This window comes from Rugamonas apoptosis (genome assembly GCF_014042355.1).
Classification (GTDB): Bacteria; Pseudomonadota; Gammaproteobacteria; order Burkholderiales; family Burkholderiaceae_D; genus Rugamonas; species Rugamonas apoptosis.
Window position 1 is genome coordinate 106,768 of the sequence record NZ_JACEZU010000012.1, and the last position, 20,570, is coordinate 127,337.

The following is a 20,570-nucleotide window of genomic DNA, read 5'->3' on the forward strand; positions in this document are numbered from 1 at the left end:
CCGCATCATGAAAATCATCGTCATCGGCCACGGCATGGTCGGCCAAAAATTCCTGGAAACGCTGGGTGACAGCAGCGATCTGCACGTGACCGTGCTGTCCGAAGAGCCACGTCCGGCCTACGACCGCGTTCACCTGTCCGAATATTTCTCGGGAACCACGGCCGAACAGCTGTCGCTGGTGCCGCCCGGATTTTTTGAGCGCGGCAACCTGCTGCTCAAGCTGAACACCCGCGCGGTCGCCATCGACCGCGCGGAGAAGACCGTCACCGTGCGCAGCGGCGAAGTGCTGTCGTACGACAAACTGGTGATGGCCACCGGCTCCTTCCCGTTCGTGCCGCAACTGCCGGGCAAGGACCGCAAGGATTGCTTCGTGTACCGCACCATCGAAGACCTGGAAGGCATGCTCGCCTGCGGCAAGCGTTCCAAGAGGGGCGTGGTGATTGGCGGCGGCCTGCTGGGCCTGGAATGCGCCAAGGCCCTGCGCGACATGAACCTGGAAACCCATGTGGTCGAATTCGCGCCGCGCCTGATGGCGGTGCAGGTGGACGACGCCGGCGCCCGCGTGCTGCGCCAGAAGATTGAAGACCTGGGCGTGACCGTCCACACGGGCAAGAACACCACCGCCATCGTCGATGGCGAAGAAGGCACCCACCGCATGGAATTCGCCGACGGCAGCCACCTGGACACGGACATGATCGTGTTCTCGGCCGGTATCCGTCCACGCGACCACCTGGCGCGCGAAAGCGGCCTGGCCATCGGCCCACGCGGCGGCATCTCGATCAACAACCAGTGCCTGACCTCGGACCCGGATATCTACGCCATCGGTGAATGCGCGCTGTGGAACGGCCAGGTGTTCGGCCTGGTGGCCCCCGGCTACGACATGGCCCGCATCGCCGCCAAGCATCTGCTGGGCGAGCATGAGGCGGAATTCACGGGCGCCGACATGAGCACCAAGCTCAAACTGATGGGCGTGGACGTGGCCAGTATCGGCGACCCGCACGGCAAGGAGGAAGGCAGCCGCTCCTACCAGTTCACCGACGAGCGCAAACAGATCTACAAGAAAATCGTCGTCTCCGACTGCGGCAAATACCTGCTGGGCGGCGTGATGGTGGGCGACGCCAGCGAATACGGCACCCTGCTGCAAATGATGCTCAATAAGATCGAGTTGCCCGAGTCGCCTGAATTCCTGATCCTGCCCCAGTCCGACGGCCAGGCCAAGCCCGGCCTGGGCGTGGACGCGCTGCCGGCCAGCGCCCAGATCTGCTCCTGCAACGCCGTCTCGAAAGGCGCGCTGTGCGACGCCGTGGGCGGCGGCGCCACCAGCATCGGCGACCTGAAGTCCTGCACCGGCGCCGGCACGGCTTGCGGCGGCTGCGTGCCGCTGGTGACCCAGATCATGAAGTCGGAAATGAAGAAGCTGGGCATGGCCGTCAACAACCATGTGTGCGAACACTTCCCATACTCGCGCCAGGAGCTGTTCCACCTGATCCGCGTCGGCAAGATCACCACCTTCGCCGACCTGCTCAAGCAGCACGGCAAGGGCCTGGGCTGCGACGTGTGCAAACCGCTGGCGGCCAGCATCCTGGCCTCGTGCTGGAACGACTTCGTGCTCAAGAAGGAGCACGCCAGCCTGCAGGACACCAACGATTACTTCCTCGGTAACATCCAGAAGGATGGCACCTACTCCGTCGTACCGCGCATGGCCGGCGGCGAAGTGACGGCCGATGGCCTGATCGCCGTGGGCACCGTGGCCAAGAAATACGGCCTGTACACCAAGATCACGGGCGGCCAGCGGGTCGACCTGTTCGGCGCCCGCGTCGAGCAGCTGCCGCTGATCTGGGAAGAACTGATCGCGGCCGGTTTCGAATCGGGCCACGCTTACGGCAAGTCGCTGCGCACCGTTAAATCGTGCGTGGGCTCGACCTGGTGCCGTTACGGGGTGGACGATTCCGTCGGCCTGGCGATCGAACTGGAAAACCGCTACAAGGGCCTGCGCACGCCGCACAAGATCAAGTTCGGCGTATCCGGCTGCACCCGCGAGTGCGCCGAAGCGCAGGGCAAGGACGTGGGCATCATCGCCACCGAGAAGGGCTGGAACCTGTACGTGTGCGGCAACGGCGGCATGAAGCCACGCCACGCCGAACTGATTGCCTCTGATTTGGACAAGGCCACGCTGGTGCGCTACATCGACCGCTTCCTGATGTTCTACATCCGCACGGCGGACCGCCTGCAGCGCACCAGCGTGTGGCGCGACAACCTGGAAGGCGGCCTCGATTACCTGAAGGACGTCGTCATCGGCGACAAGCTGGCCATCGCCGCCGAACTGGAAGCGGACATGCAGCACGTGGTCAACACCTACGCCTGCGAATGGAAGGCCGCCGTGGAAGATCCGGAAACCCGCAAGCGCTTCCGTCACTTCGTCAACAGCGACCAGACCGACCAGAACGTGTTGTTCATGGAGGAGCGCGGCCAGATCCGTCCCGCCACCCCGGAAGAGCGCCAGCGCGTGATTCCCATCGCAGTCAAAGCAGCCTAACCCGCCACAGCAAAGGAGAACACCATGCACCGCGATATTCAAACCGATAACTGGATTTCCGTTTGCGCGCTCGACGAGATCGTGCCCAACACCGGCGTTTGCGCCCTGCTCAACGACACCCAGATCGCCGTGTTCCATGTGGAAGACGGTGGCCCGCGCGTGTTCGCCATCGAGAACTACGATCCCAACTCGCAGGCCGCCGTGCTGTCGCGCGGGCTGGTGGGCAGCCTGGGCGAACGCATCGTGGTTGCCTCACCCATCTACAAGCAGCACTTCGACCTGCAGACGGGGGAGTGCCTGGAATCGCCCGAGCACTCGGTGGTCACCTATCCGGCCCGCGTCGAAGGTGGGAAGGTCTGGGTAGGTTTATGAAACCGGCGCTGGTTGTCATCGGCAACGGCATGGCGGGCATGCGCACCGTGGAGGAACTGCAGAAGCTGGCGCCCGACATGTACGACATCACCGTGTTCGGCGCCGAGCCGCACGGTAACTACAACCGCATCCTGCTGTCGCCCGTGCTGGCCGGCGAAAAGAATATCGACGACATCATGCTGCACACCCGCCAGTGGTATGTCGACCACGGCATCACGCTGCACGCGGGCGACCCAGTGGTGCACATCGACCGCCGCAAGCGCGTGGTGCGCGCCGCCTCGGGGCGGGAAGTGCGTTACGACCGGCTGCTGCTGGCCACCGGCTCCAAGCCGTTCATCATTCCGGTGCCGGGCCACGACCTGCCGGGCGTGATCGCGTTCCGCGACATCCAGGACGTGGAAACCATGCTGGAAGCGTCGCGCAACCATCGCCATGCGGTGGTGATCGGCGGCGGCCTGCTGGGCCTGGAGGCCGCCAACGGCCTGCTGCGCCAGGGCATGGAGGTGACGGTGGTGCACGTGACGGACGCGCTGATGAACCAGCAGCTCGACAAGCCGGCCGCCCAGTTGCTGCAAAAGGCGCTGGAAGTGAAGGGCTTGCGTTTCATGCTGAGCGCCCAGACCGAAGCCATCGTCGGCCCGGACCGGGTGACGGCCGTGCGCTTCAAGGACGGCACCGAGATCCCGGCCGACCTGGTGGTGATGACGGCCGGCGTGCGCCCCAACATCGAACTGGCCAAGGCTTCCGGCCTGCACTGCGAACGGGCCATCGTGGTGGACGACACGCTGCAGACCTACGATCCGCGCGTGTACGCCGTGGGCGAATGCGTGCAGCACCGCAGCGCCACCTTCGGCCTGGTGGCGCCGATCTGGGAACAGGCGAGCGTGTGCGGCGCCCATCTGGCCGGCGCCGGCCACCGCCGCTACGTGCAACAGACTTCGCCCACCCGCCTGAAAGTGACGGGCGTGGACCTGTACTCGGTGGGTGACTTCATCGGCGGCGAGGGCAGCGAAGACCTGGTGCTGCGCGACGCCAAACGGGGCGTCTACAAGCGCCTGGTGTTGAAGGACAACCGCATCGCCGGCGCCGTGCTGTACGGCGACGTGCAAGACGGGCCGTGGTACTTCGGCCTGATCCAGAAGGGTACCGACATCGGGCCTATCCGCCATCATCTGCTGTTCGGCGAAGCGCTGTGCGCCGCCGCCTGAACTGGCCTAGCCTGAACTGGAATTTATCGTGAACCTGTCACTCGATCCCCTCTCGGTCCGCACCACCTGCGCCTATTGCGGCGTGGGTTGCGGCGTCAAGGCCACGCCCAATGGCGATGGCGGCACTGATATCGCCGGCGATATCAACCATCCCGCCAACTTCGGCAAGCTGTGCGTCAAGGGCTCGGCCCTGGGCGAAACGCTGGGACTGGAAGGCCGTCTGCTGCATCCGCAAGTGCGCGAGGATGGCGCGCTGCGCCAGGTGTCGTGGGATGCGGCGCTGGACCGGGTGGCCGGGCAGTGGCAGGACATCATCGCCCAGCACGGGCCGGACGCGGTGGCGTTCTACGTGTCGGGCCAGTTGCTGACCGAGGACTACTACATCGCCAACAAGCTGATGAAGGGTTACGTGGGCAGCGCCAACATCGACACCAACTCGCGGTTGTGCATGTCGTCGGCTGTGGCCGGCCACAAGCGCGCCTTTGGCGAAGACCTGGTGCCGGTCAGCTATGAAGACCTGGAACTGGCCGACATGGTGGTGCTGGTGGGCTCCAATACGGCCTGGTGCCATCCCATCCTGTTCCAGCGTATCGCCCGCATCAAGGAAACCCGCCCGGACGTGAAGCTGGTGGTGATCGACCCGCGCCGCACCGCCACTTGCGAGCTGGCCGACCTGCACCTGTCCGTGAAACAGGGCACGGACGTATGGCTGTTCAACGGCCTGCTCAGCTACCTGGCCCGCAATGGCGCGGTGGACGCCGATTTCGTCGCGCGCCACACCAACGGCATGGCTGAAGCGGTGGCGGCGGCCGACGTCGATTGCGCCGATCCGGCCGCCGTGGCCCGCAAATGCCGTATCGAACTGCCGGTGCTGATGGAGTTCTACGAATCGTTCGCCGCCACCGCCAAGGTTGTGACGGCGTTCTCGATGGGTGTGAACCAATCCTCGGCCGGCACGGACAAGGTCAACAGCATCATCAACTGCCACCTGGCCACCGGCCGCATCGGCCAGCCCGGCATGGGGCCGTTCTCCATCACGGGCCAGCCCAACGCCATGGGCGGACGTGAAGTGGGCGGGCTGGCCAATATGCTGGCCGCCCACATGGACCTGGAACGGGGCGAACACCGCGAGCTGGTGCAAACCTTCTGGGAGTCGCCGCGCATGGCCGACAAGGCCGGCCTGAAGGCGGTGGACCTGTTCCGCGCCATCGAGGACGGCAAGGTCAAGGCGGTGTGGATCATCGCCACCAATCCGCTGGTCAGCCTGCCGGATGCCGACCAGGCCCGCCGCGCGCTGGAAAAGTGCGAACTGGTGGTGGCCACCGACATCATGCAGAACACCGACACCAACGCCTGCGCCCACGTGCTGCTGCCGGCGCTGGGCTGGGGCGAGAAGGATGGCACGGTCACCAATTCCGAGCGCCGCATCTCGCGCCAGCGCGCCTTCCTGCCGGCGCCCGGCGAAGCGCTGCCCGACTGGCAGATCCTGTGCCGCTTCGCCCAGCGCATGGGCTATACGGGTTTCGATTTCAACAGCGTGCACGAAATCTTCGACGAGCACGCGCGCCTGAGCGGCTACCGCAACGCGGCCGATGATGTGCCGCGCGCCTTCGATATCGGCGCGCTGGCCGGGCTGGGGCAGCAGGGCTACGACGCGCTGGAACCGGTGCAGTGGCCGGTGACGCGGCTAGCTTCCGGCGACCTGCTGGGCCAGGCCCGCTTGTTCGGCGATGGCCGTTTCGCCCACGCGGATGGCAAGGCGCGCTTCATCGCCGTTGCGCCGCGCCTGCCCGTCAATGCGATTTGCGAAGACTATCCGCTGGCGCTCAACACGGGCCGCGTGCGCGACCATTGGCATACCATGACCCGCACCGGCAAGGCGCCCAAGCTGGCCGACCACGTGGCCGAATCGTTCGTCGACATGCATCCGCAGGACGCGCTGCTGCACGGCGTGCGGGCCGGCGAACTGGCGCGCATCAGCACCGCCTGGGGCTCGATGGTGGCGCGCGTGCAGCACGGCGGCGGCATCGCGCGCGGCAGCGTGTTCATCCCCATCCACTGGAACGGCCAGACGGCGTCGGACGCGCGCGTGGGCGCGCTGGTGAATCCGGTGGTCGATCCCGTCTCGGGCGAACCGGAATTCAAGCACACGCCGGTGCGGGTGGAGCAGTTCCGCCTGAACTGGCACGGCTTTATCCTGAGCCGCCGTGAACTGAACCTCGACAGCGTGGCCCACTGGACCCGCATCCAGGGCCGCGATTTCGCCCGCTATGAACTGGCCGGACGCCAGAACATCGCCGATTTCGCCAGCTGGGCGCGCGACCTGCTGGGCGTGCAGGGCGAGCAGGCCGACTGGCTGGAATACGAAGACCGCAGCGCCGGCGTGTACCGCGCCGTGCACCTGGTGGACGACCAGATCGACCAATGCATCTTCCTGTCGCCGCGCCAGGACATGCCCTCGCGCGCGTGGCTGGCCGGGTTGTTCTCCAAGCCGGAGTTGAGCGAGATCGACCGCGTGGGCCTGCTGGTGGGCCAGCCGGTGGAGAAGGGCGCCGATACGGGGCCGACCGTGTGCTCCTGCTTCGGCGTGGGCCGCAACACCATCTGCGGCGCCATCGTGCAGCAGGACTTGCAGACGGTGGCGCAAGTGACGGCCTGCCTGAAAGCGGGCGGCAACTGCGGCTCCTGCGTGCCCGAGATCAAGAAGCTGCTGGTGGAAACGCGGGTGGCGGTGGCGGAGGAACGGGCGGCCTGACAAAGAAGACGCGACTCCATCGCGCATTTGAGGTCACAAATTGTGACCTCAAATGCGTATCCTGCAGATCAAGTCGAATTTGAGATGACCGGCATTATGGGCGTGCGTAGCCCGCTTCGCGTTGGCTGCGCACGGCGAGTACGAACACCGTGTCGATGGCTTCCACATATCGGTAGAGGGCCAGGTAGCCATGCCCCCGGCGGCCGATCACAAGTTCGCGCTTGCCATTGGAAGTCGGTCTGCCGATCAGTGGGTTGTGGGCCAGCACATCGATAGCATGAACGATTTCCATGATGCGGGCGGGGCCATCCACGACCTGATGCTGCGCCTGGTAGGCAAGGATGCGGTCGAAGTCCTCGGCAATTTCAGGTGCGAGTTCTACCTGTGCCATGTTCAGCCGGGCGGCTTCTTTGCAGTGGGCGGTGTTACCGGCTGGCCGGCAATGCGGTCTTCAAGATAGCGCCGCATGTCGGCCCACGGTATGGTCTGGCCGGAGGCGATGATGTTGGCAAAGCGCGCGTCGGCCTCGACGTCCATGCCGGCCCGCAGTTCCTCTTGTTCAGCTTTTTCCGTGATCGCCTCCAGTATCAGGCTGTGGGTGGTCTTGCCGGTGCGCTCGGCCGCGCTGGCGATCCGCGCCTTCAATTCCGCCGGCAAACGGATCGTGGTCGTGGTGGACATGGGAACCTCCGTAAGTACGACAAATGTAGCACAATCCCGAAATGAGGCTTTTTGAAATATGGTAAATTAGCTCATCGATCATCAGATCATGCCTGTCGAGAGCAAACATGCCTATCCGCGACAATTTCACTGATGCCGACATGGATCAGTGGCTCAACGATAAACGCGTCACCGAAATAGAATGCCTGGTGCCCGACCTGACGGGCGTGGCGCGCGGGAAGATCCTGCCGCGTGCCAAATTCACGCAGGAGCGCGGCATGCGCATTCCGGAGGCCGTGCTGGGCATGACGGTGACGGGCAACTACCCGACCGAGGACGCGGCCTACGACCGCGCCATCTCCAGCACCGACCGCGACATGATCCTGCGGGCCGACCCCACCACCATCACCACCGTGCCCTGGGCCACCGACCCCACGGCGCAAGTGATCCACGACTGCTATTTTTCCGACGGCACGCTGGTCGATTTCGCACCCCGTTCCGTGCTGCGCCGCGTGCTCAAGCTGTACGCGGACCGTGGCTGGAAACCGGTGGTGGCGCCGGAACTGGAGTTTTACCTGACCGAGCAGAATATCGATCCCGATCTGCCGCTCAAGGCCCCCATCGGCCGCAGCGGCCGCGCGGAAACGTCGCGCCAGGTGTACAGCATCGACGCCGTGAACGAATTCGATCCGCTGTTCGAGGATATCTACGATTACTGCGACATGATGAACCTGGACGTGGACACCCTGATCCACGAGACGGGCGCCGGCCAGATGGGCCTGAACTTCCAGCACGGCGACGCGCTGGCGCTGGCCGACAAGGTGTTCTACTTCAAGCGCACGCTGCGCGAGGCGGCCCTCAAGCACAAGATGTACGCCACCTTCATGGCCAAACCCATGGGCGGCGAGCCCGGTTCGGCCATGCATGTGCACCAGAGCGTGGCCGACGCGGCCACCTGCCGCAATATCTTCAGCGACGCGGACGGTGCGCCGTCGTCCCTGTTCCATCACTATATCGGCGGCCTGCAGCGCTATACGCCGGCCTGCATGGCCATCATGGCGCCGTATGTGAATTCCTACCGCCGCATCGTGCGCCACACGGCCGCGCCCATCAACGTCCAGTGGGGCATGGACAACCGCACCGTGGGCTTCCGGGTGCCCGTCTCCGGCGTGCAGGAGCGGCGTGTGGAAAACCGCATCATCGGCGCCGACGCCAATCCCTATCTGGCCATGGCCGTCACGCTGGCCTGCGGCTACCTGGGCATGGTCGAGCAGATCGAACCGACGCCGATGACGGTGGACAGCGCCTACAACCATCCGCTGGAGCTGCCCCAGGGCTTGCCGGAGGCGCTGCAACTGCTGCGCGCCCAGGAGCGTTTGCGCGACGTGCTGGGCGAGCGCTTCATCGACGTCTACGCGGCCATCAAGGAACTGGAGCACCGCGAATTCATGACCGTCATCAGCCCGTGGGAGCGCGAGCATTTGTTGCTGCATGTCTGACAGGCAGATTCCCCATCCCCGGCGCTCCATCTATAATCACGGGTTGTCCACAACGGCGGCCCGCGACCGGCCTGCCATACGCTGTCCTTCTTATAATTTTTATATTCCGACACTATGACATTAGACCGACCTGCCACCGGCACGAGTGCATCCGGCCAGCCTTTTCTGCTGATACGTAACCTGGTCAAGGAATTCGATGGCGTGAGGGCCGTCAACGATGTGTCGGTCGCGATCGACAAGGGCGAGATCTTCGCCCTGCTGGGCAGTTCCGGTTGCGGCAAATCGACCCTGCTGCGCATGCTGGCCGGCTTCGAGACGCCCACGGCGGGCCAGATCACGCTGGCCGGCAAGGACATCATCAACGTGCCGCCGTATGAGCGCCCCATCAACATGATGTTCCAGTCCTACGCGCTGTTCCCGCACCTGACCGTGTGGGACAACATTGCCTTCGGCCTGCGCCGTGATGGCCTGCCCAAGGATGAGGTGGCGCAGCGCGTCGATCAGATGCTGGACCTGGTGCAGTTGAAAGCCTACGGCAAGCGCAAGCCGCACCAGCTGTCCGGTGGACAGCAGCAGCGTGTGGCGCTGGCGCGCAGCCTGGCCAAGCGTCCGCAGTTGCTGCTGCTGGATGAACCGCTCGGCGCGCTGGACAAGAAGCTGCGCGAACGTACCCAGATGGAACTGGTCAACATCATCGAGCAGGTCGGCGTGACCTGCGTGATGGTCACCCACGACCAGGACGAGGCCATGAGCATGGCCACCCGCATCGCCGTGATGAGCGAAGGGCGCATTCTCCAGGTGGGCAAGCCGGGCGAAATCTACGAGACGCCCAACTGCCGCTTCGTGGCCGACTTCATCGGCAGCGTCAATCTGTTCGACGGCCGCGTGAAGGACGACCAGCCGGACCACGTCGTCATCGACTCGCCGGAATGCCGGCATTACGTCACCCACGGCATCACTGGAACGGACAACATGGCCGTGTCAGTGGCTGTGCGGCCGGAAAAAATCTGCCTGCAAGCCGAGGCGCCGACAGCGGAGCAGCGCGCCCACGCGGGCGAGCATGGCTACAACAGTGTGCAGGGCGTGGTCACGGCCATGGCCTATTTCGGCAACGAGACGCGCTACCATGTGAAACTCGAAAGCGGCATGGAATTGAAAGTCTCGCGCACCAATGCGGCCCGCCACGACGATACGGCTTTGCGCCGCGACCAGCGCGTGTATGCGTGGTGGGACGGCGCGGACGTCGTCGTGCTGACCAGCTGACGCGGAGCGGCCATGAAAACTCTGTTCGACAAGCTGCTGCATCTGTTCACGCTGCGCTGGATCACGGGCCGCCGGCTGGTGATCGCCGTGCCGTTCTTCTGGCTGGTGTGCGCCTTTCTGGTGCCGTTCCTGATCGTGATGCGCATCAGCTTCACGGAACCCGATGCGACCAATCCCTTCGGCACCTTGATGACGCTGGTGGATGGCGTCATCACCTTCAAGCTCAAGATCTCGAACTACCTGTTCATCGCGCAGGACGACTTGTACGGCTTGACGTATCTGAGCTCGATCAAGTTCGCCGCCATCACCACGGCCCTGTGCCTGCTGATCGGCTACCCGTTCGCCTACTTCATGGCGCGCGCCAAACCGACCGTGCGGCCGGTGCTGATGATGATGGTGATGCTGCCGTTCTGGACTTCCTTCCTGCTGCGCATCTACGCCTGGAAGGGCATCCTGGCCAACAACGGCATCCTCAATCACTTTCTGATCAGCGTGGGCGCCATCGCGGAACCGCTGCACCTGATGAACACCCAGTTCTCGCTCATTATCGGCATGGTGTACGCCTACCTGCCATTCATGATCCTGCCGCTGTACGCCAACCTGGTGAAGATGGATGTGCGCTTCCTGGAAGCGGCGGCCGACCTGGGCGCCACGCCCATGCAGACTTTCTGGCGCATCACGGTGCCGCTGTCGAAGTCGGGCATCATCGCCGGCTCCATGCTGGTGTTCATCCCGGCCGTGGGCGAATACGTGATTCCTGAGCTGCTGGGTGGTCCCGAAACGCTGATGATCGGCCACGTGCTGTGGGACGAATTCTTCACCAATAACGACTGGCCGATGGCGTCGTCCGTGACGGTGGTGGTGATCCTGCTGATCCTGGTGCCGATGGCGATCTTCAACAAATACAAGGCGGAACAACAGATGGCGGGGCGCGCATGAACGGACAGAATTTGATTCAACGCTGGTTCGGACGCGGCTGGCTGTCGCTGGGCTATGTGTTCCTGTATTTGCCCATCGTGGTGCTGGTGGTGTTCTCGTTTAACAGCTCGCGCCAGGACATGGTGTGGAGCGGTTTTTCGACCAAGTGGTATGGCGAATTGATGAACGACACGGAGATCATCTCCGGCTTCGGCCTGTCGCTCAAGATCGCCGTGCTGACGGCGTTCGCCTCCGTCATCCTGGGCACGTTTGCCGCGTTCGTGATGGACCGCTACCAGCGCTTCCATGGCCGTACCCTGTTCACGGGCATGGTCAGCGCGCCGCTGGTGATGCCGGAAGTGATTATCGGCCTGTCGCTGCTGCTGATGCTGGTGTCGGTGCAGAAGATGTTCGGCTTCCCGGAGCGGGGCCTGATGACGATCTGGCTGGGCCACACGCTGCTGGGCATGGCCTATGCGGCCGTGGTGGTGCAGTCGCGCTTGCAGGAGATGAGCAAGTCGCTGGAGGAAGCGGCCATGGACCTGGGCTGCAAGCCGCACCAAGTGTTTTTCCTCGTCACCTTGCCCAACATCACGCAGGCGCTGGGATCGGCGTGGCTGCTCACGTTCACCTTGTCGCTCGACGACGTGGTGCTGTCGGCCTTCCTGTCCGGCCCCGGTTCCTCGACCATGCCGATCGTGATCTTCTCGCGTGCCCGTCTGGGCCTCGATCCGCGCGTGAACGCCGTGGCGGCGCTGACCATTCTGGTGGTATCGGTGGCCGTGGTCGCATCCAGCCTCTGGATGGCCCGTATGGAACGCCAGCGCCAGAAGCAGGTGGCTGCCGCCGCCAAGGCTGAATAAAGAGCTGTTGGGAGCAGTGCCAACATTCGTACATCAGTCCGTGTACGGTCGTTGGCACTGTCCCCCGGGCGTTTAGATGCCGCCCATGCAGATGTACTTGATGACCAGGTAGTCCTCGATGCCGTATTTGGAGCCTTCGCGCCCCAGGCCGGATTGCTTGACCCCGCCGAATGGCGCGATCTCGTTCGAGATCAGTCCCGTGTTCACCCCCACCATGCCGCTCTCCAGCCCTTCGGCCACGCGCCAGATGCGGCCGATGTCGCGCGAGTAGAAGTAGGCGGCCAGGCCGAATTCGGTGTCGTTGGCCATGGCCAGCACTTCCTCGTCCGTCTTGAAGCGGAACAGCGGCGCCAGCGGGCCGAAAGTTTCTTCTTTCGCCACCAGCATGTCCGGCGTCACGTCCGCGATCACGGTGGGCTGGAAGAAGCTGTGGCCCAGCGCGTGGCGCTGGCCGCCGGCCAGCAACCGGCCGCCCTTGGACAGGGCGTCGGCCACATGTTCCTCGACCTTGACGACGGCTTTTTCCTCGATCATCGGCCCCTGCGTCACGCCCGCTTCCACGCCATTGCCCACCTTGAGCTTGGCGACAGCGGCCACCAGCTTGGCGGCGAACGCATCGTAGACCCCGTCCTGCACATACAGGCGGTTGGCGCACACGCAGGTCTGGCCCGCGTTGCGGTACTTGGAGGCGATGGCGCCTTCCACCGCCGCATCCAGGTCGGCGTCGTCGAACACGATGAAGGGTGCGTTACCGCCCAGTTCCAGCGACAGCTTCTTGATGGTGGGCGCGCATTGCTGCATCAGCAAACGGCCCACCTGCGTCGAGCCGGTAAAGCTCAATTTGCGCACCACGGGATTGCTGGTCATCTCGCCGCCGATGGCGCGCGAGTCGCCCGTCAGCACGCTGAACACGCCGGCCGGCAGGCCGGCCCGCTCGGCCAGCACGGCCAGCGCCAGCGCCGAGAACGGCGTTAGCTCGGCCGGCTTGACGATGATGGGGCAACCGGCCGCCAGCGCCGGCCCTACTTTGCGGGTGATCATGGCGGAGGGGAAGTTCCACGGCGTGATGGCGGCGCACACGCCGATCGGCTCCTTGGTGACGACGATGCGCCGGTCCGGCCATGGCGACTGCATGGTGTCGCCGCTGACACGCTTGCCTTCCTCGGCGAACCATTCGATGAACGAGGCTGCGTAGCCGATCTCGCCCTTGGCTTCGGCCAGCGGTTTGCCCTGTTCGGTGGTCATGATCAGGGCCAGGTCGTCGGCGTGTTCCAGCATCAGGTCATGCCACTTGCGCAGCACAGCGGCCCGTTCCTTGGCCGACTTCTTGCGCCAGGCGGGCCAGGCGCGGTTGGCCGCTTCGATGGCGCGTGCCGTTTCGGCCGCACCCATGTGGGGAATGGTGCCGACCTTCTGTCCGGTGGCCGGGTTGACGACGTTCACGGTGGCGCCGTTGTCCGCGTCGCACCATTCGCCGTTGATATAGCATTGCTGGCGCAGCAGCGCCGGGTCTTTCAAGGTAAGCATGGCAGCCTTTCAGTGTTGGGCGGCGCGCATGGCCGACTCCAGGATGTCGAGAGCCTCGTCAAACAGCGCGTCGCCGATGGTCAGTGGGAACAGGAAGCGCACCACGTTGCCGTACACGCCGCAGGTCAGCAGGATCAAGCCCCGCTGCAGCGCCAGTGACTGCACGCGCTTGGTGTAGTCCAGGTCGGGCGTGTCGCTGCCCGGCTGATTGAATTCTACCGCGACCATCGCACCGAGGCCGCGCACATCGGCGATCTGCGGCACGGCCGCGCGAAGCTCGCGCAGGCGGCCCTGCAGTTTTTCGCCCAGCGCGGCGGCGCGTTGGCACAGCTGTTCCTCCTCGATGATGCCCAGCACGGCGTGCGCCGCCGCAATGGCCAGCGGGTTGCCGGCGTAGGTGCCGCCCAGGCCACCAGGTGCCGGCGCATCCATGATCTCGGCCCGGCCCACCACGGCCGACAGCGGCATGCCGCCCGCCAGGCTCTTGGCGATGGTCATCAGGTCCGGCACCACGCCGCTGTGCTCCATGGCGAACATCTTGCCGGTACGGGCGAAGCCGGTCTGGATCTCGTCGGCGATCAGCAGGATGCCATGCTGGTCGCAGATGGCGCGCAGCGCGCGCAGGAATTCGGGCGGCGCCGTGTAGAAGCCGCCTTCGCCCTGCACCGGTTCAAGGATGATGGCGGCCACGCGGGCCGGATCGACGTCGGCTTTGAACAGGGTCGACAGCGCCTTGAGCGCGTCGTCCACGCTCACGCCGTGCAGCGGCACGGGGTAGGGCGCGTGGAAGATCTCGGCCGGGAAGGGGCCGAAACCGATTTTGTAGGGGGCCACTTTGCCCGTCAGGGCCATGCCCATCATGGTGCGGCCATGGAAACCGCCGGCGAAGGCGATAACGGCGCTGCGGCCGGTGGCGGCGCGGGCGATCTTGATGGCGTTTTCCACCGCCTCGGCGCCGCTGGAGAAGAAGGCTGTCTTCTTGGCGTGGCTGCCGGGCGTGATGGCGTTGATGCGCTCGGCCAGTTCCACGTAGCTGGCGTGCGGTACCACCTGGTAGCAGGTGTGGGTGAATTTGCCCATCTGTTGCTCGATGGCGGCCATGATCTTGGGATGGCGGTGGCCCGTATTGAGCACGGCGATGCCGGCTGCGAAATCGATGTAGCGGCGGCCTTCCACGTCCCAGATCTCGGCGTTAAGGGCGCGCTCGGCGTAGAACTGGCACATCACGCCCACGCCGCGCGGGGTGGCTGCTTCTTTTCGTTGCTGGAGTTCGGCATTGCTCATGGTCTGCTCACTGTCTCGTTATGGTGGTAGTGTTGGTCAAGCTGCAATGCCCGATACTACCTCCGGGATCGGAGCCTGGCCTAGTGCCACAATATTAAAAACGATGGAACCACTTTTGCAAAACCGCTGTCAACGCCGCACGCCGGACAGGATCACGGCCGCCAGCAGCCGGCCGTAATAGCTGATTTTCTCGGGCGTGCAGTAGGCGTAGCCGACCAGCAGGCCGCGCCGCACGGGCGGCGCCAGGTAGTAGTTCGACAGCGCCTTGACCTGGATGCCCGATTCGGCCGCCAGCTTTTCCAGCGCCACGTCGTCCACGTGGTCGGGCAGTTCCACCACCAGATGCAGGCCCGATTCCTCGCTCGAGATGCTGACCCCGTGCGCGTGCGTGCCCATCTGGTGCACCAGCGTGCGGCGCAGCATTTCACGGCGCGCGCCGTAGATCTGGCGGATCTTGCGGATGTGGGTGGTGAAGTGGCCCAGCGCGATGAAGTCGGCCAGCGCCGCCTGCACCATCAGCTGGCCGGGGCGCTGCAGGTCGTACAGCGCGCTCTTGAAGGCATCCACCAGTTGTGGCGGCGCCACCACATAGCCGATCTTGATGCCGGGGTAGAGCACCTTGGAGAAGGTGCCCATGTAGACCACCCGTTCGCCCGTGTCCAGCCCCTGCAGGGCCGCCAGTGGCCGGCCCGTGTAGCGGAATTCGCTGTCGTAGTCGTCCTCCAGGATCCAGGCGTTCTTGGTCAGCGCCACGTCCAGCAGTTCGCGCCGGCGCGCGAGGCTCATCACGGCGCCCGTTGGATACTGGTGCGACGGCGTCACGTAGATCAGGCGCGGGTTGGTGGCCAGATCGGCCGGCTCCAGCGCCATGCCGTCGCCGTCTACCGTGATCGGGTGCAGCAGCAGGTCATTGGCCTGGAACACGCGGCGCGCGCCCCAGTAGCACGGGTCTTCCACCCAGGCTGTATCGCCGGGATCGGCCAGTAATTGGGCGCACAGGTCCAGCGAGTGCTGGGTTCCGGCCGTGACCATCACCTGTTCCACCGACACCTTGACCGAGCGCGAAATGCGCAGGTATTCCGTGATGGCCTGGCGCAGCGGCAGGTAGCCGCCGGACTGGCCGTAGTCCAGCAGGTCGGCGCGCGCCTCGCGCCATACGCGGTTCTGCAGCCGCTGCCACAGCTTGAACGGGAACGAGGAAAAGTCCGCGTCGCCTGGTGCAAAAGGCTGGATCTCGTAGCGCGGCCCGGCCGCGAAGGCCGTCAGTTCCTGGCCCCGGCGCGACAGCGGCGCCACTTCCGCGCCGCCCGCGTCATCGCCATCCTGCGGTGGATGGAAGCCGCCGCGCATGCTGGCGCTGTGCGCCTGCAGGTCGGCCACGTAGGTGCCGCTGCCCAGTGCACTGATGACATAACCTTCCGCCGCCAGTTGTTCGAACGCGGCGATCACGGTGTTGCGCGCAATCCCCAGGTCGCGCGCCAGGTCGCGGCTGGACGGCAATTTGTTGCCGGCGCCCAGCAGCTGCTGGTGGATGGCGGCCTTGGCCGCCTCGTACAGGCGGCGCTGCTGCGGCAGGCGCGGATGGAACTCGGGCTGGGCCAGGGTGTGCGCCAGCAGATCGGATGCGGGTGACATAGTTTTTTAAAGTGGTTCCAACTGAATTCAACAAGTGGCACTCACAATGAGTCCAACTTCCGCCTATGATTAATCAAAATTCATGCAAACGGAAGCAAAAGCGAGAAATTTTCGCCAAGCGTCCAGTAGGCGTGGCGCAACAAGTACTATATGAACAAGTTGTTGCGACAGAGTGGTCCCAGTTCATTCGGGCATTCGGTGGCGGAAACGCCACCAATGTGAAGACAACCAACGAGACAAGACAATATGCATCGCCCCATCGTGATCGTACCCGCCTGTATCAACCAGATAGGCGTCCATCCCAACCACACGGCGCAACGCAAATACGTTGATGCCGTGGCCGCCGGTGCCGGCTGCCAGCCGCTGATCCTGCCCGCACTGGGCGAGGCCACCGACCTGCAAGCCGTGCTGGCGCTGGCCGACGGCATCATGCTGACCGGTTCCCCCTCCAATGTGCACGCCAGCCTGTATGGCCAGGAACTGCGTGACCCCAGCCTGCCGCTGGATCCATCGCGTGATGCCACCACGCTGCCGCTGATCCGCGCGGCACTGGCGCGCGGCCTGCCGCTGCTGGCCATCTGCCGCGGCTTCCAGGAAGTGAACGTGGCACTGGGCGGCACGCTGCACCAGGCCGTGCACGAAGTGGACGGCATGCGCGACCACCGCGAACCCAAGCACCTGTCGCTGGAAGAACAATACGCGCCATCGCACCGCGTGCGTCTGGAACAGGGCGGCCATCTGTCGCGCATCCTGGAAGGCGCCACCGAGATCGAGGTCAATTCGCTGCACGGCCAGGGCATCGCCACGCTGGCGCCCGGCCTGCAAGTGGAAGCGCGCGCCGAGGACGGCCTGGTGGAAGCCTACAGCGTGGCCGACGCCCCCGGTTTCTCGCTGGCGCTGCAATGGCACCCGGAGTGGCGCCTCGAGCACAACCCCGATTCCCAGAAAATGTTCCTGGCGTTTGGCCAGGCATGCCGTATCTATCAAAGCAAAGCAGGGAGAGGCGCATGAGGACCTACGAACTGTGGGCGCGGCGGGTTCCTTAGTGCCCCAGTCCACGCACGACCATAAGCGCGCGGAGGGCGGTACGGCGCCGCGCAAGATCAAGACTGACGAGAGATGCAAATGGCAATACGCGAGAACTTCACCTACACCGACATGGACCTGTGGCTCAACGAGAAACGGGTAACGGAAATTGAATGCCTGGTCCCCGATTTGACGGGCGTGGCCCGCGGCAAGATCCTGCCGCGCGGTAAATTCACCCAGGAGCGCGGCATGCGCATCCCCGAGGCCGTGCTGGGCATGACCGTGACGGGCAACTACCCGACCGAGGACACGGCCTACGACCGCGCCATCTCCAGCACCGATCGCGACATGATCCTGAAGGCGGACCCCACCACCATCACCATGGTGCCCTGGGCCACCGACCCCACGGCGCAGGTGATCCACGACTGTTATTTCGCCGATGGCCGCCTGGTCGACTTCGCGCCCCGTTCCGTGCTGCGCCGCGTGCTCAAGCTGTACGCCGACCGTGGCTGGAAGCCTGTGGTGGCGCCGGAACTGGAGTTCTACCTGACGGCCAAGAACAGCGATCCCGACCTGCCTTTGAAACCGCCCATCGGCCGCAGCGGCCGCGCTGAAACCACGCGCCAGGTCTACAGCATCGACGCGGTGAACGAGTTCGATCCCCTGTTCGAGGACATCTACGACTACTGCGACATGATGAACCTGGACGTGGACACGCTGATTCACGAGATCGGCGCGGGCCAGATGGAGATCAACTTCCTGCACGGCGACCCATTGGGCCTGGCCGACAAGGTGTTCTTCTTCAAGCGCACGCTGCGCGAGGCGGCCCTCAAGCACGACATGTACGCCACCTTCATGGCCAAGCCGATGGCGGGCGAACCCGGTTCGGCCATGCACGTGCACCAGAGCGTGGTCGACATCAAGACCGGCCAGAACATCTTCAGCGCGCCCGACGGTTCGGCCGCGCCCATCTTCAAGCACTACATCGGCGGCCTGCAGCGCTATATGCCGTCGGCGATGGCGATCGTGGCGCCGTATGTGAATTCCTACCGCCGCATCGTGCGCCACACGGCCGCGCCGATCAACATCCAGTGGGGCATGGACAACCGCACCGTGGGCTTCCGCATCCCCGAGTCGGGCGTGCAGGACCGCCGCGTGGAAAACCGCATCATCGGCGCCGACGCCAACCCTTACCTGGCGCTGGCCGTCACGCTAGCCTGCGGCTACCTGGGCATGGTCGATGCGCTGGAGCCGACTCCGATCACCGAGGGCAGCGCCTACGACCTGAAATTCGAGCTGCCGCAAGGCCTGCCCGAAGCGCTGCACGCGCTGCGCGCCGAGGACAAGCTGCGCACCGTGCTGGGCGACCGTTTCATCGACGTGTATGCGGCCATCAAGGACCTGGAACACCAGGAGTTCATGACCGTCATCAGCCCCTGGGAACGCGAGCACTTGCTGCTGCACGTGTAAGCGGTCGTTCGCAACAAAAATGATTAGCAGTACGCGGCCGTGCGGAACACGGCCGTACAACGACACTCTCATTCAAACGTACTTGAGATAGGGATCATCATGTCTTCAAATCCACTGGCGCCCAGCGCCGCACTGGTGGCATCGGTGAAATCGGCCGCCACCCGCAACGAACTGTTCGACACGGCGGCGATCCAGAAATTGGACTCGGCCCACTACCTGCACCCGTTCACCGACTTCAAGCAATTGAACGAGAACGGCGCCCGCGTGATGGTACGCGGCGAGGGCATCTACCTGTGGGACTCGCAGGGCAAGAAGGTCTTGGACGGCATGTCCGGCCTGTGGTGCGTCAATGTCGGCTACGGCCGCACCAGCATCTCGGAAGCCGTCTATCGCCAGATGGAGACGCTGCCGTTCTATAACAGCTTCTTCAACACCACCAACGTGCCGGCCGTGCAGCTGGCCACCAAGCTGGCCGAGATCGCGCCGCCCGGCTTCCAGCACGTGTTCTTCACGGGATCCGGCTCGGAAGGCAACGACACCAACTTGCGCATGGTGCGCCGCTACTGGGACCTGATGGGCTACCAGGAACGCCACACCATCATCAGCCGTCACAACGCCTACCACGGCAGCACCGTGGCCGGCGCCTCGCTGGGCGGCATGGATGGCATGCACGCCCAGGGCGGCCTGCCGATTCCCGGCATCGTCCACATCGGCCAGCCCAACTACCTGGAGGCAGGCCAAGGCATGACGGAGGACGAATTCGGCCTCAAGGCCGCCTCCTGGCTGGAGGACAAGATCCTGGAAGTGGGCGCCGACAAGGTGGCCGCCTTCATCGGCGAACCGGTGCAGGGCGCCGGCGGCGTGATCATCCCGCCCGCCACCTACTGGCCCGAGATTCAGCGCATCTGCGACAAGTACGGCATCCTGCTGATCGCCGATGAAGTGATCTGCGGCTTCGGCCGGCTGGGCAAGTGGTTCGCCTCCGAGCTGTTCGGCATCCGTCCCGACCTGATCACCTTCGCCAAGGGCGTCACCTCCGGCTACGTGCCGCTGGGCGGGGTGCTGGTGGGCGACCGCGTGGCCAAGGTGCTGATCGAGAAGGGCGGCGATTTCAACCACGGCTTCACCTACTCGGGCCACCCGGTGGCGTGCGCCGCCGCGCTGGAGAACATCCGCATCATCGAAGCGGAGCAGCTGGTGCAGCGCGTGGACGAGGACACCGGCCCTTATCTCAAGCAGCGTTTCGCCACGCTGGGCGACCATCCGCTGGTGGGCTACACCAGCAGCTGCGGCTTCGTGGCGGGCCTGAACCTGGTGCGCAGCAAGGGCGCCACCGTGCACGAGAACGTGGCGTTCGACGAAGCGCTCAGCGTGGGCATGGTGTGTCGCGGCTACATGTTCAACAACGGCATGATCATGCGCGCCGTGGGCGACCGCATGATCATCGCGCCACCGCTGGTGATGACACGCGCGCAGATCGACGAGATGGTGGCGCTGATCCGCCATTGCCTCGACCTGACGTACGAGGACATCAAGCAGCGCGGCTGGGTATAA

The 20,570-nt window shown here is 64.7% G+C and carries 16 protein-coding genes; 11 read left to right on the forward strand and 5 right to left on the reverse strand.

Annotated elements, in window-relative coordinates:
* Positions 1-7 precede the first annotated feature (7 nt).
* From nirB to H3H39_RS21925, 4 genes are read left to right on the forward strand one after another with little or no spacing between them, the layout of a single operon-like run.
* Positions 8-2,536: a nitrite reductase large subunit NirB gene (gene nirB / locus H3H39_RS21910; RefSeq protein WP_182156503.1), complete on the forward strand. Its 2,529-nt coding sequence runs from the start codon at positions 8-10 to the stop codon at positions 2,534-2,536.
* A 24-nt stretch (positions 2,537-2,560) separates the two neighbouring features.
* Positions 2,561-2,908, forward strand: coding sequence for a nitrite reductase small subunit NirD (gene nirD, locus H3H39_RS21915; RefSeq protein WP_182156504.1), 348 nt, complete (start codon positions 2,561-2,563; stop codon positions 2,906-2,908).
* On the forward strand, positions 2,905-4,116 hold the full coding sequence (locus tag H3H39_RS21920; protein WP_182156505.1) for an NAD(P)/FAD-dependent oxidoreductase: 1,212 nt from the start codon (positions 2,905-2,907) through the stop codon (positions 4,114-4,116). The genes nirD and H3H39_RS21920 overlap by 4 nt, the downstream gene beginning before the upstream one ends.
* 28 nt (positions 4,117-4,144) lie before the next feature.
* On the forward strand, positions 4,145-6,871 hold the full coding sequence (locus tag H3H39_RS21925; protein ID WP_182156506.1) for a nitrate reductase: 2,727 nt from the start codon (positions 4,145-4,147) through the stop codon (positions 6,869-6,871).
* 94 nt (positions 6,872-6,965) lie between these two features.
* Here the strand turns inward: H3H39_RS21925 and H3H39_RS21930 are convergent, their stop codons facing one another.
* Both H3H39_RS21930 and H3H39_RS21935 read right to left on the reverse strand, forming a co-directional pair.
* The gene (locus tag H3H39_RS21930; RefSeq protein ID WP_182156507.1) at positions 6,966-7,262 is read right to left on the reverse strand and encodes a type II toxin-antitoxin system RelE/ParE family toxin; all 297 of its coding nucleotides are present in this window, start codon (positions 7,260-7,262) and stop codon (positions 6,966-6,968) included.
* Between the two features lie 2 nt (positions 7,263-7,264).
* On the reverse strand, positions 7,265-7,552 hold the full coding sequence (locus tag H3H39_RS21935; RefSeq protein ID WP_182156508.1) for a ribbon-helix-helix protein, CopG family: 288 nt from the start codon (positions 7,550-7,552) through the stop codon (positions 7,265-7,267).
* Positions 7,553-7,659: 107 nt separating this feature from the next.
* Here H3H39_RS21935 and H3H39_RS21940 point away from each other — a divergent pair, with 107 nt between their 5' ends.
* The 4 genes from H3H39_RS21940 to H3H39_RS21955 all read left to right on the forward strand — a co-directional run bounded on the left by H3H39_RS21940 (position 7,660) and on the right by H3H39_RS21955 (position 12,074).
* Positions 7,660-9,030, forward strand: a complete 1,371-nt coding sequence (locus H3H39_RS21940; protein WP_182156509.1) for a glutamine synthetase family protein — start codon at positions 7,660-7,662, stop codon at positions 9,028-9,030.
* 114 nt (positions 9,031-9,144) lie between these two features.
* Entirely contained in the window at positions 9,145-10,293 is a 1,149-nt protein-coding gene (locus H3H39_RS21945) for an ABC transporter ATP-binding protein (RefSeq protein WP_182156510.1), read from the forward strand.
* 12 nt (positions 10,294-10,305) lie between these two features.
* The gene (locus H3H39_RS21950) at positions 10,306-11,232 is read left to right on the forward strand and encodes an ABC transporter permease subunit (protein ID WP_182156511.1); all 927 of its coding nucleotides are present in this window, start codon (positions 10,306-10,308) and stop codon (positions 11,230-11,232) included.
* Positions 11,229-12,074: an ABC transporter permease gene (locus tag H3H39_RS21955; RefSeq protein WP_182156512.1), complete on the forward strand. Its 846-nt coding sequence runs from the start codon at positions 11,229-11,231 to the stop codon at positions 12,072-12,074. Before H3H39_RS21950 ends, H3H39_RS21955 begins: the two co-directional genes overlap by 4 nt.
* Positions 12,075-12,146: 72 nt before the next feature.
* Here the strand turns inward: H3H39_RS21955 and gabD are convergent, their stop codons facing one another.
* The 3 genes from gabD to pdxR form a co-directional block, all read right to left on the reverse strand.
* Positions 12,147-13,601 carry an NADP-dependent succinate-semialdehyde dehydrogenase gene (gabD, locus tag H3H39_RS21960; protein WP_182156513.1) on the reverse strand — a complete coding sequence of 485 codons (1,455 nt, stop codon included), beginning with the start codon at positions 13,599-13,601 and terminating at the stop codon, positions 12,147-12,149.
* Positions 13,602-13,610: 9 nt separating this feature from the next.
* The gene (locus tag H3H39_RS21965) at positions 13,611-14,885 is read right to left on the reverse strand and encodes a 4-aminobutyrate--2-oxoglutarate transaminase (protein WP_182156514.1); all 1,275 of its coding nucleotides are present in this window, start codon (positions 14,883-14,885) and stop codon (positions 13,611-13,613) included.
* A gap of 129 nt (positions 14,886-15,014) precedes the next feature.
* Positions 15,015-16,520 carry a MocR-like pyridoxine biosynthesis transcription factor PdxR gene (pdxR, locus tag H3H39_RS21970; RefSeq protein ID WP_182156515.1) on the reverse strand — a complete coding sequence of 502 codons (1,506 nt, stop codon included), beginning with the start codon at positions 16,518-16,520 and terminating at the stop codon, positions 15,015-15,017.
* 246 nt (positions 16,521-16,766) lie between these two features.
* On the opposite strand from pdxR, the gene H3H39_RS21975 reads away from it, so the two are divergent.
* The 3 genes from H3H39_RS21975 (at position 16,767) to H3H39_RS21985 (ending at position 20,570) form a co-directional block, all read left to right on the forward strand.
* On the forward strand, positions 16,767-17,531 hold the full coding sequence (locus H3H39_RS21975; protein ID WP_182156516.1) for a gamma-glutamyl-gamma-aminobutyrate hydrolase family protein: 765 nt from the start codon (positions 16,767-16,769) through the stop codon (positions 17,529-17,531).
* 114 nt (positions 17,532-17,645) lie between these two features.
* Complete coding sequence (locus tag H3H39_RS21980; protein WP_182156517.1) at positions 17,646-19,016, forward strand: glutamine synthetase family protein; 1,371 nt, start codon at positions 17,646-17,648, stop codon at positions 19,014-19,016.
* 99 nt (positions 19,017-19,115) lie between these two features.
* Entirely contained in the window at positions 19,116-20,570 is a 1,455-nt protein-coding gene (locus H3H39_RS21985) for an aspartate aminotransferase family protein (protein WP_182156518.1), read from the forward strand.

What these genes read in the sequence shown, in the direction of transcription:
- nirB (WP_182156503.1), top strand. Translation starts at nt 8, where the DNA reads ATGAAAATCATCGTCATCGGCCACGGCATGGTCGGCCAAAAATTCCTG.
- nirD (WP_182156504.1), top strand. Translation starts at nt 2,561, where the DNA reads ATGCACCGCGATATTCAAACCGATAACTGGATTTCCGTTTGCGCGCTC.
- H3H39_RS21920 (WP_182156505.1), top strand. Translation starts at nt 2,905, where the DNA reads ATGAAACCGGCGCTGGTTGTCATCGGCAACGGCATGGCGGGCATGCGC.
- H3H39_RS21930 (WP_182156507.1), bottom strand. Translation starts at nt 7,262, where the DNA reads ATGGCACAGGTAGAACTCGCACCTGAAATTGCCGAGGACTTCGACCGC.
- H3H39_RS21935 (WP_182156508.1), bottom strand. Translation starts at nt 7,552, where the DNA reads ATGTCCACCACGACCACGATCCGTTTGCCGGCGGAATTGAAGGCGCGG.
- H3H39_RS21940 (WP_182156509.1), top strand. Translation starts at nt 7,660, where the DNA reads ATGCCTATCCGCGACAATTTCACTGATGCCGACATGGATCAGTGGCTC.
- H3H39_RS21945 (WP_182156510.1), top strand. Translation starts at nt 9,145, where the DNA reads ATGACATTAGACCGACCTGCCACCGGCACGAGTGCATCCGGCCAGCCT.
- H3H39_RS21950 (WP_182156511.1), top strand. Translation starts at nt 10,306, where the DNA reads ATGAAAACTCTGTTCGACAAGCTGCTGCATCTGTTCACGCTGCGCTGG.
- H3H39_RS21955 (WP_182156512.1), top strand. Translation starts at nt 11,229, where the DNA reads ATGAACGGACAGAATTTGATTCAACGCTGGTTCGGACGCGGCTGGCTG.
- gabD (WP_182156513.1), bottom strand. Translation starts at nt 13,601, where the DNA reads ATGCTTACCTTGAAAGACCCGGCGCTGCTGCGCCAGCAATGCTATATC.
- H3H39_RS21965 (WP_182156514.1), bottom strand. Translation starts at nt 14,885, where the DNA reads ATGAGCAATGCCGAACTCCAGCAACGAAAAGAAGCAGCCACCCCGCGC.
- pdxR (WP_182156515.1), bottom strand. Translation starts at nt 16,520, where the DNA reads ATGTCACCCGCATCCGATCTGCTGGCGCACACCCTGGCCCAGCCCGAG.
- H3H39_RS21975 (WP_182156516.1), top strand. Translation starts at nt 16,767, where the DNA reads ATGCATCGCCCCATCGTGATCGTACCCGCCTGTATCAACCAGATAGGC.
- H3H39_RS21980 (WP_182156517.1), top strand. Translation starts at nt 17,646, where the DNA reads ATGGCAATACGCGAGAACTTCACCTACACCGACATGGACCTGTGGCTC.
- H3H39_RS21985 (WP_182156518.1), top strand. Translation starts at nt 19,116, where the DNA reads ATGTCTTCAAATCCACTGGCGCCCAGCGCCGCACTGGTGGCATCGGTG.